The following is a 12,440-nucleotide window of genomic DNA, read 5'->3' as shown; positions in this document are numbered from 1 at the left end:
TTCGATATCCCCCATGGGCACAGAGACTAAAACAGCACTCCCGACCCCGCAACCGGAGGAACAAAACTCCTGGTTAGAGGGGTAATGGGGCTGGCATGAGAAAAGCCCCTCAGGTGAGGGGCTGGCGAGAACTTGCTAGCTGGTGGGCCCGGGCGGCATGATCCGCTTGTGGGCGCCGCGGCGCCAGAGGCTTTCGATGCGCTCGCGGGCGTCGTCAGGCACGGCCTTGCCCTCGAGGTAGTCGTCGATATGGGCATAGGTCACGCCGAGTGCTTCCTCATCAGATAACTGTGGGCGGTCATCCTCCAAGTCGGCGGTGGGAACCTTCTTCCACGTGGACTCGGGCGCCCCCAGGTGCTCGAGAAGCTGAGCGCCCTGACGCTTGTTGAGTCCGGCGAGCGGGATGACGTCAGCGGCGCCGTCACCCCACTTGGTAAAGAAAGCCGTGACGTTTTCGGCGGCATGGTCGCTTCCGATAACGAGTGCGCCGACCTCACCAGCCACCGCATATTGGGCGGACATGCGCAGACGTGCCTTTAGATTTCCACGGTTGAAATCGTCCAAATGCTCCGTGTTGAGTGCGGAAGCAACGGCGCCGTCGAGAGCCGCTGTGGCGTCCGCAATGTTGATGGTGAGCCGGTAATCGGGCTGGATGAAATCGAGCGCTACTTGCGCATCGTCCTCGTCCGCTTGCGTGCCATGAGGAAGACGTACGGCCCAAAAGTGAGCGCCATCGACACGCTCAACGGCCAGCTGGGCCAAGCGACCGGCAAGGGTAGAATCCTGACCACCGGAAATGCCGAGGACAAAGCCCTGAGCGCCGGTGTTGCGTAGATACGTGGCAAGGAAGTCGACGCGGCGTTCAACCTCCTCTGCCGGATCAATGGAGGGTTTCGCCCCTAGCGCAGCGATGATCTCTTGCTGAAGCTCCCTGGATGCTTGTGTCATAGCGACCATGGTAGCCATCACGCGCGGCGGTGGTCCGAGGGTCTGCGAGGTTGGTTCGAGGAAAAGTTGGCGTGGCTAGTTCTCGATGACGTGAGTGTTTTGGTAATGAGGCGCTCGTGGGGTAATATTTTTCCTCGTGTCATTGCTGGGTGTTTGCCCAGCTGTGCTTTGAACTAATCAATCGCATCAAGATTGCGCATAACGAAAGGAGCGCCCGATGAAGGTTCGCAAGTCGCTTCGGTCGCTGAAGAAGAAGCCGGGCGCCCAGGTTATTCGCCGCCACGGTAAAGTCTTCGTGATCAACAAGAAGGATCCGCGCTTCAAGGCTCGCCAGGGCTAAGAAACAAGTGTCCTTGGTCCGCCGTCCCCGCGTTGCGGGGGCGGCGGATTTTTTTATGCCTCCCTTCACGGCCAGGGGAGGGTGTCGCGGGTGATCTGCTCCCTTTTGTGGACTTTGTCACAAACTGAGTGAACGTTTGGTAAACGTGCAGGGAATATCACCCGTGTAGTTACCGCCGTGGCGGTGGGGGTTGTGGCGGGGGGTCAACATGTGGGGTCGGGCCGAGTTACATCCTGGGAATACCAGCCATGTAACTACTACATATTGTGTTAGTTGCGGGGTGCGGGCACAAAGTATAGTGTCGTTGATGTTGCTCGGGCGGCGGCCCTACATCACCGCTCAGAGCTCGCATGCAGAGCCGCTGAACGCTCTGCTCGTATCGAATTCAACAGTCACTCCGCGTGTAGTGCCGAAGGAAGCTAAAGGAACGTCACATGAGCATCACCCTCTACACCAAGCCAGCTTGTGTCCAGTGCAACGCCACCAAGAAGGCCCTCGACCGTGCTGGCCTCAAATATGAGACGGTGGATATCTCCCTGGATGATGATGCCCGCGACTACGTGATGGCTCTGGGTTACGTCCAAGCACCGGTCGTTGAGGCGCACGGTGAGCACTGGTCCGGCTTCCGTCCTGACCGCATCAAGGCACTCTCTGCGATGGCGGCGAGCGCCTAGGGCAAAACCATGTTGGTCGTGTATTTCTCTTCCGCTACGGAAAACACCCACCGCTTCGTCGAGAAGCTCGGCCTTCCCAGCGTCCGCATCCCGCTGCGTCTCAGCGATGAGCCCATCACTGTGAATGAACCCTACGTCTTGATTTGTCCGACGTATGGGGGAGGGGCATCGATGAGTGGGCGGAACACGCGGCCTGTCCCCAAGCAAGTTATTCGTTTCCTGAATGACGAACACAACCGCGGTTTCATTCGTGCTGTCGTCGCTGGAGGTAACAGCAACTTCGGCAGTGACTTTGGCAAGGCCGGCGAGGTCATCGCAGCCAAGTGTAAGGTTCCTTATGTGTACCGCTTCGAACTTCTCGGAACCGAGGAAGATGTCACAATTTGCCGTGAAGGCCTCTTGGCCAACGCGGCCGCTTTAGGTTTAGCCGCCTAAGGCTTTAATTCCTACCAACCCATCTCTCCATTTCGCCATAGCAAAGAAAGGCCCGTGAACGTCGTGACCACGCAACTGGGTAAGACCGTCGCTGAACCTGTGAAGCCGGAAGAGCAGCTGGACTACCATGCGCTCAACGCCCTGCTGAACCTGTATGACGAGAATGGCAAGATTCAGTTCGACAAGGACCGCGAGGCCGCGAACCAGTTCTTCCTCCAGCACGTCAACCAGAACACAGTCTACTTCCATGACTTGGAAGAAAAGATGCGCTACCTGGTAGAAAACAAGTACTACGAGCCGGGACTGATCGAGCAGTATGACTTTGAGTTCATCAAGTCCCTGTTTAAGCGCGCCTACGCCTTTAAGTTCCGCTTTAAGACCTTCCTGGGTGCCTACAAGTACTACACCTCCTACACGTTGAAGACCTTCGACGGTCGCCGCTACCTCGAGCGCTTCGAGGACCGTGTATCTATGACTGCCTTGTTCCTGGCTGACGGAGACACGAAGCTGGCAGAGCGCCTCGTCGATGAGATCATGACCGGCCGCTTCCAGCCGGCCACCCCGACGTTCCTCAACGCCGGCAAGGCACAGCGCGGCGAGCTAGTGTCTTGTTTCCTGTTGCGCATCGAGGACAATATGGAGTCGATCGGCCGCTCCATTAACTCTGCTCTGCAGTTGTCCAAGCGCGGTGGCGGCGTCGCTCTGCTGCTGTCCAATATCCGCGAGTCTGGTGCACCCATCAAGCACATCGAGAACCAGTCTTCCGGCGTCATCCCCGTAATGAAGCTGCTCGAGGATTCCTTTTCCTACGCCAACCAGCTGGGTGCTCGTCAGGGTGCTGGTGCGGTCTACCTCAACGCGCATCACCCGGACATCATGAACTTCCTCGACACCAAGCGCGAGAACGCGGATGAGAAGATCCGTATCAAGACTCTCTCGCTCGGCATCGTGATCCCGGATATTACGTTCGAGCTGGCGAAGAACAACGACGACATGTACCTGTTCAGCCCGTACGATGTTGAGCGCGTCTACGGTAAGGCCTTCGGCGATATTTCCGTCACCGAGCACTACGAAGAGATGGTCGAGGATCCGCGTATTCGCAAGAAGAAGATCAACGCTCGCCACTTCTTCCAGACCGTCGCGGAGCTGCAGTTCGAGTCCGGATACCCGTACATCATGTTCGAGGACACCGTGAACCGTGCCAATCCGGTCAAGACCGGGCGCATCAACATGTCGAACCTCTGCTCGGAGATTCTGCAGGTAAACTCCCCGTCGGAGCTCAACGAGGACCTCACCTACAAGACCTTGGGCAGCGACATTTCCTGCAACCTTGGCTCCCTCAACATTGCCGCGACCATGGATTCTCCGGATTTCGCCCTCACGGTGGAAACGGCCATCCGCGGTTTGACCGCCGTGGCCGACAAGACCTCCATCAACTCCGTGCCTTCCGTGCGCAAAGGCAACGATGATTCCCACGCCATTGGCCTGGGGCAGATGAACCTGCACGGCTATCTCGGTCGCGAGCACATCGAGTACGGCTCGGAGGAAGGCCTCGATTTCACCAATGCCTACTTTGCGGCCATCATGTACGCCGCGCTGCGCGCATCTAACAAGCTGGCGCGTGAACGCGGCGAGTACTTCACGGAGTTCCCGGAATCTGAATACGCGAGCGGCGAATTCTTCGACCGCTACGATCCGGCCGACTTTGCTCCCCGCACGGAGAAGGTCAAGGAGCTCTTCGCTAAGTCGTCGATCCACACCCCGTCGGCTGAGGAGTGGGCGGAGCTGAAGGCGGACGTCGCCAAGCATGGCATTTACAACCGCAACCTGCAGGCGGTGCCGCCGACCGGCTCGATCTCCTACATCAATAACTCAACCTCCTCGATTCACCCGATTGCGTCGAAGATTGAGATCCGCAAGGAAGGCAAGATCGGCCGCGTCTACTACCCGGCGCCGCACATGGACAACGACAACCTGGAGTACTTCAAGGACTCCTACGAGATCGGCTACGAGAAGATCATCGATACCTACGCCGAGGCCACGAAGTACGTTGACCAAGGTCTGTCGCTGACGCTGTTCTTCAAGGACACCGCCACTACCCGCGATATCAACCGCGCTCAGATTTACGCTTGGCGCAAGGGCATTAAGACCCTTTACTACATCCGCCTGCGCCAGATGGCTCTGGAAGGTACTGAGATTGAGGGCTGCGTTTCCTGCATGCTCTAACCCTTATTCGCACGCGCCTCAAGCAAGATGGCGCGTGCGATTTTTTCTGCCTCAGGTGAGTCGCCGCGGTTGATGGCTTCTGCCAAATCGAGATGAAGTTGGGCGGTACCGGCCGTCGGGTTTCGCTTGCGGGAACCATAGAGCGAACGCCCGCGCACCATGGAGAGCAGGTAGGGGCTCAGCGCTGAGAACATCTCATTGCCTGAGGCGTGGAGGACCATGGCGTGGAAGCGCAGATCTGTGGCGAGGTGCTCGCCGACGCGCCGCGTGGGCGTGACCTGGAGGCGCTGGGCCAGCTCCAGAATCTCTTCCTTATCTTCAGGGGAGGCGTGCTGTGCGGCTAAGCCCGCGGCGACAGGCTCGATGGCGAGGCGCAGATCATTAAGGGAGGTGCGCTGGCTATCGCGCGCTTTCTCCGAGCCCAAGCGCCACGAAATGATAGCGGGATCGTAGACCGCCCATTCGCTGATAGGCAGTACCGTAATGCCGACGCGGCGCGAGGACGAGACCATTCCCAGTTGCTCCAGTGCGCGCATGGCTTCGCGCGCCACGGTTCGGGAAATGCCGAAGCGCTCGCAGAGGTCGTTGAGCGTAAAACGTTCACCGGCGGGGAGGGCGCCACTGACGATATCAGTGCCCAGCGCGTCCAAAACGGTGCTGAGTAGGGGAGTGGAGGGTTCAGTCATTCCATCGAAACTCGGGGTCGTGGGAGTAGGGCTCAAGTATAAAACACGCAGGAATTTTGGCCCCTAGTTTTACCGGGTACGATGGCACCAGACTCACAAATTACTAGTAAGACGAGGTGACGTGCGTGTCTCACGAGTACGACGATTACATCGCCAGCCACGAGGCTCCGGTGAAGGCAATCAACTGGAACACCATTCCAGATGAGAAGGATCTTGAGGTGTGGGATCGTCTAACCGGCAACTTCTGGCTCCCAGAGAAGGTCCCGGTGTCCAACGACATCCAGAGCTGGAAGACGCTCACGGAGAAGGAACAGGAGACCACCATGCGCGTCTTCGCTGGCCTGACGTTGCTCGACACTATCCAGGGCACCGTGGGTGCGGTATCGCTGCTTCCCGACGCCGTCACGCCCCACGAAGAGGCCGTCTACACCAACATCGCCTTCATGGAGTCGGTGCACGCGAAGTCCTACTCCAATATCTTCATGACGCTAGCGTCGACCCCGATGATCAACGATGCTTTCCGCTGGTCTGAGGAAAATGAGAACCTGCAGCGCAAGGCCAAGATTGTTATGTCCTATTACCAGGGTGACAATCCGCTGAAGAAGAAGGTCGCCTCCACGCTGCTGGAGTCCTTCCTCTTCTACTCCGGTTTCTTCCTGCCGATGCACTTCTCTTCGCGCGCGAAGCTGACGAACACCGCGGATATCATTCGCCTCATCATCCGCGATGAGGCCGTCCACGGCTATTACATCGGCTACAAGTTCCAGCAGGGGTACAAGAAGCTGTCGGGGCCGGAGCAGGAGGAAATGAAGGGCTATGCCTTCGACCTGCTCTACGACCTCTACGAGAACGAGATCGACTACACCGAGGATCTGTATGACGAGCTGGGCTGGACCGAAGATGTGAAGCGCTTCCTTCGCTACAACGCCAACAAGGCTCTGAACAACCTCGGCTTCGAGGGGCTGTTCCCGGCTGATGAGACCCGCGTGTCTCCGGCTATCCTGTCCTCGCTGTCCCCGAACGCGGACGAGAACCACGACTTCTTCTCCGGCTCCGGCTCCTCCTATGTGATTGGTAAGGCAGAGGAAACGACCGATGATGACTGGGACTTCTAGCTAGTTCCTCGCATTTACCTGTCGCCGTACCGCACCTCCTGGCAGGGATCATCCGAAAGGTTGATTCTTTCAGGGGGTGCGTTTTCGGGTTTTAGGGGACGACACCCCCGCGTTCATGTGTTCTAGATCACCGTGTGCTAGGGCGTGGTGTAGGCAGTTGGCCCCGTACATGGCGTTATCTGCACCAAACGGGGTTAGCAAGGTTGGCGGAAAACAACAGAGCGCTGGAAATTAGGCCCTGAGGTGGCCTAATATAATGCGAGTAAACCTAGGTGTTTGACTACTGAGCGTGTGGCGCGAGAAAACGCGTGATGCCGATGTGGTTAAGCACTTGTTCTTCAGGAGGATTTTATGACCGCTGTGGCGCCACGGCTCGACGATTACGTCGCGCCTACACGTCCAGAGCCGACTGGTAACGCAAAGACCGGTTCCAAGGCTTGGATGATGCTAACCACCACCGACCACAAGCAGCTGGGCATCATGTACATGATCATGTCCTTCAGCTTCTTCTTCCTCGGTGGCTTCATGGCTCTGCTGCTTCGCGCTGAGCTTTTCACCCCAGGACTGCAGTTCCTGTCCAACGAGCAGTTCAACCAGCTGTTCACCATGCACGGCACTGTGATGCTGCTGCTGTTTGCTACACCAGTGGTGTGGGCATTCGGTAACTACGTTATGCCCCTGCAGATTGGCGCACCGGACGTGGCCTTCCCGCGTCTGAACGCCTTCGGCTTCTGGATTACCCTGACCGGCGGCATCGTTATGCTCGCGGGCTTCTTGACCCCGGGCGGCGCTGCTGACTTCGGCTGGACCATGTACATGCCGCTGGCTGATTCCGTCCACACCCCGGGCATCGGCGCGGACATGTGGATCGTTGGTGTGGGTGCTACCGGTGTCGGTACCATTGCTTCCGCCATCAACATGATCACCACCATTCTCACCCTGCGTGCGCCGGGCATGACCATGTTCCGTTTGCCGGTCTTCACGTGGGCTATCTTCACCGCTTCCATCATCGTGCTGATGATCTTCCCGCTGCTGACCGCTGCGGCGCTGGGCGTGCTGTATGACCGCAAGCTGGGCGGCCACATCTATGACTCCGCCAACGGCGGCGCCATCCTGTGGCAGCACCTCTTCTGGTTCTTCGGCCACCCGGAGGTTTACGTCCTCGCACTGCCGTTCTTCGGCATTATCTCTGAGATTGTCCCGGTCTTCTCCCGTAAGCCGGTCTTCGGCTACATCGGCCTCGTCTTCGCTCTGCTGGCCATTGGTGCTCTGTCCATGGCTGTGTGGGCACACCACATGTTCGTGACTGGCGCCATCCTGCTGCCGTTCTTCTCCTTTATGACCTTCCTGATTGCGGTTCCGACCGGCGTGAAGTTCTTCAACTGGGTCGGCACCATGTGGAAGGGCCACATCACCTGGGATACCCCGATGATCTTCGCCATGGGCTTCCTGACCACCTTCCTCTTCGGTGGTATGACCGGTATTATGCTGGCCTCCCCGGCGCTGGACTTCCACCTCGCAGAGTCCTACTTCCTTATCGCTCACTTCCACTACACCCTGTTCGGTACCGTGGTCTTCTCCGCCTTCGGTGGTCTGTACTTCTGGTTCCCGAAGATGACCGGCCGCATGTTGGATGAGCGTCTGGGCAAGATCCACTTCTGGCTGACCTTCATCGGCTTCCACGGCACCTTCCTGGTTCAGCACTGGGTGGGCAACATGGGTATGCCGCGTCGTTACGCCGACTACCTGGAGTCTGATGGCTTCACGGTCTTCAACCAGATTTCCACCATCTTCTCCTTCGTTCTCGGCGCCTCGGTTATTCCGCTGGTATGGAACGTCTTCAAGTCCTGGCGCTACGGCGAGATCGTCACCGTGGACGATCCGTGGGGCTACGGCAACTCCCTCGAGTGGGCTACCTCCTGCCCGCCGCCGCGCCACAACTTCGTGTCCCTGCCGCGCATCCGTTCTGAGCGCCCGGCCTTCGAGCTGCACTACCCGCACATGGTTAAGCGCATGCGCGAGGAAGCACACGTCGGGCACTAAGCACTCACTAGCTGAGTACTCCTGAAAACGCCGCCACCCCATCACAGCGATGGGGTGGCGGCGTTTGCCGTTGGTGGAGATTCCAGGATCGCGGTGTGCGATAATGAGGCCCGTGGATAATCAAAGTGAACAAGTTTTCGCCGTTGTCACCGCCTCAGGTCCCGACAAACCAGGCGTGTCTGCCGCCTTCTTCCGCGTTCTTAGCTCCCATAACGTCGAGCTTGTCGACGCCGAACAGGCCATCTTCTCCGGCCGCATCTCCCTCTCCGCGTACATCCGTGTCAGCGCCTCGCGTCTGGAGGCCATGGAGCAGGGGCTGCGCAACACGTTGAGCATCTATGCGCAGTCCATCACCGTGGAGCCCCGGGAGGAGGAAGCCACCTCCCGCCCGCGCTCGACACACGTCGTCGTGGTGCTGGGCCGTCAAGTCAACGCAAGCCACATGTCGGCGATAGCCAAAGAGTTGGCCAACCTCGATGTCAACATCGACCGCATCCGCGGCCTGTCCACGTACCCGCTCAACGGCCTGGAGCTCTACATCACGATCGATGGCTCCTCTGACCCTGTTCGCGCCATGTTGGCCCGCTTGGCCACGGAGCAGGGCGTGGACATCGCCATCGAGCGCTCCGGCCTGCAACGCCGCTCGAAGCGCCTCATTTGCTTTGACTGCGACTCAACTCTCATTACCGGCGAGGTCATCGAGATGCTGGCCGCTCACGCGGGCAAGGAGGCAGAGGTTGCCGCCGTCACAGAGCGCGCAATGCGCGGTGAGCTGGACTTCGAAGAGTCTCTTCGCGAGCGCGTCGCCACCCTGGCCGGGTTGCCGGAATCGGTCATTAAGGAAACCGCCAACGATATTCGTCTGACCCCAGGCGTGCGCACCACCATCCGCACGCTCAAGCGCATGGGCTACCGGGTTGCGGTGGTGTCTGGCGGCTTCATTCAGGTCCTCGAGGATCTAGCTAAAGAGCTCGACCTCGACTACGTGCGTGCCAACACCCTGGAGATCGAGGACGGTAAGCTCACCGGCCGGGTCATCGGGGACGTGGTGGACCGCAAGGCCAAGGAGATGTTCTTGCGTGAGTTCGCTGCGGATTCGGGCCTGAGCATGCGGCAGACCGTTGCGGTCGGCGATGGTGCTAACGATATCGACATGATTTCCGCTGCCGGCCTGGGCATTGCCTTCAACGCCAAGCCCGCCCTGCGCGAGGTGGCGGATACCTCTGTTAACCACCCATACATGGACGAAATCCTGCAGATTCTCGGCATCCCTATGGAGGAAGTCGCTAGTGAATAACCTCCGCGAGGCCCACCGCCGCCTTGCGGTAGCGTGCAGCGACCGCAACTGGCGCGATGATCCCGAGGATCCCGACAAGCCCGAGACCATCCAGGCGATGCAGATAGCGCTCAACCTGCCCAAGCAAGACCCGCCCACGCGCACGGAGGTGCTGGAGGCAGCGGCGCGGGGTGTGGTTAAGCTCTGCCTCGACGATCGGGCCGGCCAGGATGGGGCCTTCGCCGAGGCCTTGGGGCAGTGGTACGGCCACCGCATCCGCAAGGTGGCCCGCCGCGCGCGCAACAAGGCGTGGCGCGATGTCCAGGCCCTCCCGGGCGTCACCGTGGAGGACCGCGCGCGGGTGTTCGTTCCTTCGGCGGTACAGGATGTGCACCCGCTCGTCGCCAAGCTGCAGATCGGCCATACTGATCTCCCGCAGGATGACCCGGGCCCCGCGCTTGCCGATGCCCCCGTGATCTATATCGACGCCTCCCTCACTATGAGTGCCGGAAAGGCCGCCGCGCAGGTGGGGCACGGCTCGATGCTGCTGGCCGCGGCGATGAGCGTTGAGCAAGTGGAAACCTGGGCGGCGCAGGATTTCGCGCTGTCCGTGCGCGAGATTGCCCCAGCGGATTTTGCCGCGGCGTGCACGCGCCCCGATGCGGTGGTGGTGCATGACGCAGGTTTCACCGAGGTCGCCCCGGACTCAGCCACGGTCTGCGCGCTGCCTCGCCCCTAGCGGGCTTCGACTAGGCGCTTGAGCGCCCCGCGCACGACCTCTGGGTCGCTCGTCGGCCACATCTGCGGCATGGAGGCTCGCAGGTAGGAGCCGTAACGCTTGGTCTCTAGGCGGTTATCGAGCACGGCGACGACTCCGCGGTCCGCACTGGAGCGCAGCAGGCGGCCCGCACCTTGGGCCATGAGTAGCGCCGCGTGAGTCGCAGAAACCTCCATGAACCCGTTGCGCCCTGCCGCCTTTGCGGCCTCGGTCCGCGCTTGCATGAGTGGGTTATCCGGGCGGGGGAAGGGGATGCGATCGATGAGGACCAGGGAACAGGAGGGCCCCGGCACGTCGACGCCCTGCCAGAGCGTGAGCGTGCCGAAGAGACAGGAATTTTCGTTCTTCGTGAACTTGTCCACGAGCGCACCGATGGAGTCCTCGCCCTGGAGGTAGATGTCGAAGGGGATGGTGGGCTTGAGTTCTGCGGCTGCCTGTTGCGCGGCCCGCCGCGAGGAGAAGAGTCCGAGCGTGCGCCCGCCGGCGGCCATGATGAGCTCGCGGATCTCTTGGAGGGTCGGGGGGCTCAGCCCATCGCGGCCCGGCTGCGGCAGGGGTGCTGCGGTGTAGAGGATGCCGCTGCGCGCGGGGTCAAAGGGATAGCCCACGTCGAGGCTGTCCCACGTGCCTTTCGGCAGGCCCCACTGCGCGGCCATGGCGTCGAAGCGCCCGCCTAGGGCCAGAGTGGCGGAGGTCAGCACGACGGTCTGCTCGCCGAAAAGCTTTTCGTGCAGCATGCCGGCGATAGAGAGCGGGGCGACGGCCAGGGTGTCGTTCAGCGTGCGCTCATCGCGCTCCAGCCACACCACGTCGGCGTGTGCTGCGGGGTCACCGGTGGCGAAGACATCGAGGATGCGGGCGATGGCCTCGACGAGGCTGGCGAGGTGGTTGGCCAGGTTCTGGCGCTCGGCGAACTTTTCCGGGTCTTGGGCCTGTTCGCCCTCGGGGGTGCGGGCAATGGTCTCGCGGCAATCGGCCAGGGTATCCGCTAGGCCCATGAGTTGCTGCTTGGCCTCCTCTGGAAGGTCGGTCCAGCGGCCCGGTGCGAACCCTGCGAGCAGTTGGCTCAGTTCGTTGGCTTGCTCGCTCAGCCGCTGGTCTTTGCCGTTGGCGCCGAGGGACTTGGCGCGGCTGGCCGCCATCTTGAGCGCGCGCCCGGTGATCTCGGCGGGAGAAACCGAGGTGATGCGGCCGTCCAGCTCGTGGGCCTCGTCGATGATAACGACGTCGTGTTCGGGCAGGATATTGATATCCGCCACCGCGTCGATGGCGAGCAGGGCGTGGTTGGTGACGACGATATCGACGTCCGCCGCGCGGCGCCGTGCGAGCTCCGCGAAGCAGTCTTCGCCGTGCGGGCAGCGCGTGGCACCGAGGCACTCGTTCGAGGTGACGGATACCTGCCGCCACGCTAAGTCTGGCACGCCCGGTTCCAAGTCCTCGCGGTCACCAGTCTCGGTGTCTTCCGCCCACTCGTAGACGCGCTGGACGTGGCGGCCGAGGTGGGAAACAGCGTCTTCGTCGAGCAAGGCGTCCTCGTCCTCAAGCTCAGCGGCGCGGGAGACTTTGTTGAGGCAGACGTAGTTGGAGCGGCCCTTCATGATGGCGAAGGTCGGCTTCTTTTCTAGGTGCGGCTCGAGGGCCTCGGCCAGACGTGGAAGGTCCCGCTCCACCAGCTGGCGTTGGAGCGCCAGCGTGGCGGTGGAGACGATGACGGTGTGACCGGTTTCCTGTGCGTGGCGGAAGGCAGGCACAAGGTAGGCCAAGGACTTACCTGTGCCTGTTCCTGCCTGCACGGCGAGGTGGCGCTCTTCCTCCAACGCAGTGGTCACGGCCGTCGCCATGCGCACCTGGCTGGGGCGCCGCGAGCCGCCGAGGGCGGAGACTGCGGCGTCAAGGAGGTCAACCGTTGTGTCCTGCAT

The 12,440-nt window shown here is 60.7% G+C and carries 11 protein-coding genes; 8 read left to right on the top strand and 3 right to left on the bottom strand.

Features of this window, described 5'->3' with window-relative positions; genetic code table 11:
- Positions 1-135: 135 nt before the first annotated feature.
- Positions 136-948, bottom strand: a complete 813-nt coding sequence (gene nadE, locus HMPREF3009_RS07130) for an ammonia-dependent NAD(+) synthetase (protein WP_369816112.1) — start codon at positions 946-948, stop codon at positions 136-138.
- A 217-nt stretch (positions 949-1,165) separates the two neighbouring features.
- Here nadE and ykgO point away from each other — a divergent pair, with 217 nt between their 5' ends.
- The 4 genes from ykgO (at position 1,166) to nrdE (ending at position 4,623) form a co-directional block, all read left to right on the top strand.
- Positions 1,166-1,288: a type B 50S ribosomal protein L36 gene (gene ykgO / locus HMPREF3009_RS07125; RefSeq protein ID WP_003847162.1), complete on the top strand. Its 123-nt coding sequence runs from the start codon at positions 1,166-1,168 to the stop codon at positions 1,286-1,288.
- 434 nt (positions 1,289-1,722) lie between these two features.
- Positions 1,723-1,962 carry a glutaredoxin-like protein NrdH gene (nrdH, locus tag HMPREF3009_RS07120; RefSeq protein ID WP_046647387.1) on the top strand — a complete coding sequence of 80 codons (240 nt, stop codon included), beginning with the start codon at positions 1,723-1,725 and terminating at the stop codon, positions 1,960-1,962.
- A gap of 9 nt (positions 1,963-1,971) precedes the next feature.
- A complete protein-coding gene (gene nrdI / locus HMPREF3009_RS07115; protein WP_070680979.1) occupies positions 1,972-2,397 on the top strand; it encodes a class Ib ribonucleoside-diphosphate reductase assembly flavoprotein NrdI in 426 nt (141 codons plus the stop codon).
- A 63-nt stretch (positions 2,398-2,460) separates the two neighbouring features.
- The gene (gene nrdE, locus HMPREF3009_RS07110; protein ID WP_070680990.1) at positions 2,461-4,623 is read left to right on the top strand and encodes a class 1b ribonucleoside-diphosphate reductase subunit alpha; all 2,163 of its coding nucleotides are present in this window, start codon (positions 2,461-2,463) and stop codon (positions 4,621-4,623) included.
- Here the strand turns inward: nrdE and HMPREF3009_RS07105 are convergent.
- A complete protein-coding gene (locus tag HMPREF3009_RS07105; RefSeq protein ID WP_070509775.1) occupies positions 4,620-5,309 on the bottom strand; it encodes a FadR/GntR family transcriptional regulator in 690 nt (229 codons plus the stop codon). The genes nrdE and HMPREF3009_RS07105 overlap by 4 nt on opposite strands.
- Positions 5,310-5,434: 125 nt before the next feature.
- Between HMPREF3009_RS07105 and nrdF the strand changes: the two genes are divergently transcribed.
- The 4 genes from nrdF to HMPREF3009_RS07085 all read left to right on the top strand — a co-directional run bounded on the left by nrdF (position 5,435) and on the right by HMPREF3009_RS07085 (position 10,482).
- Entirely contained in the window at positions 5,435-6,424 is a 990-nt protein-coding gene (nrdF, locus tag HMPREF3009_RS07100; RefSeq protein WP_046647383.1) for a class 1b ribonucleoside-diphosphate reductase subunit beta, read from the top strand.
- A 351-nt stretch (positions 6,425-6,775) separates the two neighbouring features.
- Positions 6,776-8,467 (top strand): aa3-type cytochrome oxidase subunit I, encoded by a 1,692-nt coding sequence (gene ctaD / locus HMPREF3009_RS07095; protein WP_070509772.1) that lies wholly within the window; start codon positions 6,776-6,778, stop codon positions 8,465-8,467.
- A gap of 103 nt (positions 8,468-8,570) precedes the next feature.
- Positions 8,571-9,764: a phosphoserine phosphatase SerB gene (gene serB, locus HMPREF3009_RS07090; protein WP_070680976.1), complete on the top strand. Its 1,194-nt coding sequence runs from the start codon at positions 8,571-8,573 to the stop codon at positions 9,762-9,764.
- Positions 9,757-10,482 carry a peptidyl-tRNA hydrolase gene (locus HMPREF3009_RS07085; RefSeq protein ID WP_070680973.1) on the top strand — a complete coding sequence of 242 codons (726 nt, stop codon included), beginning with the start codon at positions 9,757-9,759 and terminating at the stop codon, positions 10,480-10,482. The genes serB and HMPREF3009_RS07085 overlap by 8 nt, the downstream gene beginning before the upstream one ends.
- Here the strand turns inward: HMPREF3009_RS07085 and HMPREF3009_RS07080 are convergent.
- Positions 10,479-12,440, bottom strand: a complete 1,962-nt coding sequence (locus HMPREF3009_RS07080; RefSeq protein WP_070680970.1) for an ATP-dependent DNA helicase — start codon at positions 12,438-12,440, stop codon at positions 10,479-10,481. The two genes, HMPREF3009_RS07085 and HMPREF3009_RS07080, sit on opposite strands and share 4 nt — an antisense overlap.

It is taken from the genome of Corynebacterium sp. HMSC034H07, assembly GCF_001815175.1.
Lineage (GTDB): Bacteria > Actinomycetota > Actinomycetes > Mycobacteriales > Mycobacteriaceae > Corynebacterium > Corynebacterium hiratae.
The sequence above is the reverse complement of the archived record's forward strand: the minus strand, read 5'-3'. Positions and strand labels throughout refer to the sequence as shown.

Bases quoted from the DNA above. Each gene is read 5' to 3' on its own strand.
- nadE (WP_369816112.1), bottom strand. From the start codon at position 948: ATGACACAAGCATCCAGGGAGCTTCAGCAAGAGATCATCGCTGCGCTA.
- ykgO (WP_003847162.1), top strand. From the start codon at position 1,166: ATGAAGGTTCGCAAGTCGCTTCGGTCGCTGAAGAAGAAGCCGGGCGCC.
- nrdH (WP_046647387.1), top strand. From the start codon at position 1,723: ATGAGCATCACCCTCTACACCAAGCCAGCTTGTGTCCAGTGCAACGCC.
- nrdI (WP_070680979.1), top strand. From the start codon at position 1,972: ATGTTGGTCGTGTATTTCTCTTCCGCTACGGAAAACACCCACCGCTTC.
- HMPREF3009_RS07105 (WP_070509775.1), bottom strand. From the start codon at position 5,309: ATGACTGAACCCTCCACTCCCCTACTCAGCACCGTTTTGGACGCGCTG.
- ctaD (WP_070509772.1), top strand. From the start codon at position 6,776: ATGACCGCTGTGGCGCCACGGCTCGACGATTACGTCGCGCCTACACGT.
- serB (WP_070680976.1), top strand. From the start codon at position 8,571: ATGAGGCCCGTGGATAATCAAAGTGAACAAGTTTTCGCCGTTGTCACC.
- HMPREF3009_RS07080 (WP_070680970.1), bottom strand. From the start codon at position 12,440: ATGCAGGACACAACGGTTGACCTCCTTGACGCCGCAGTCTCCGCCCTC.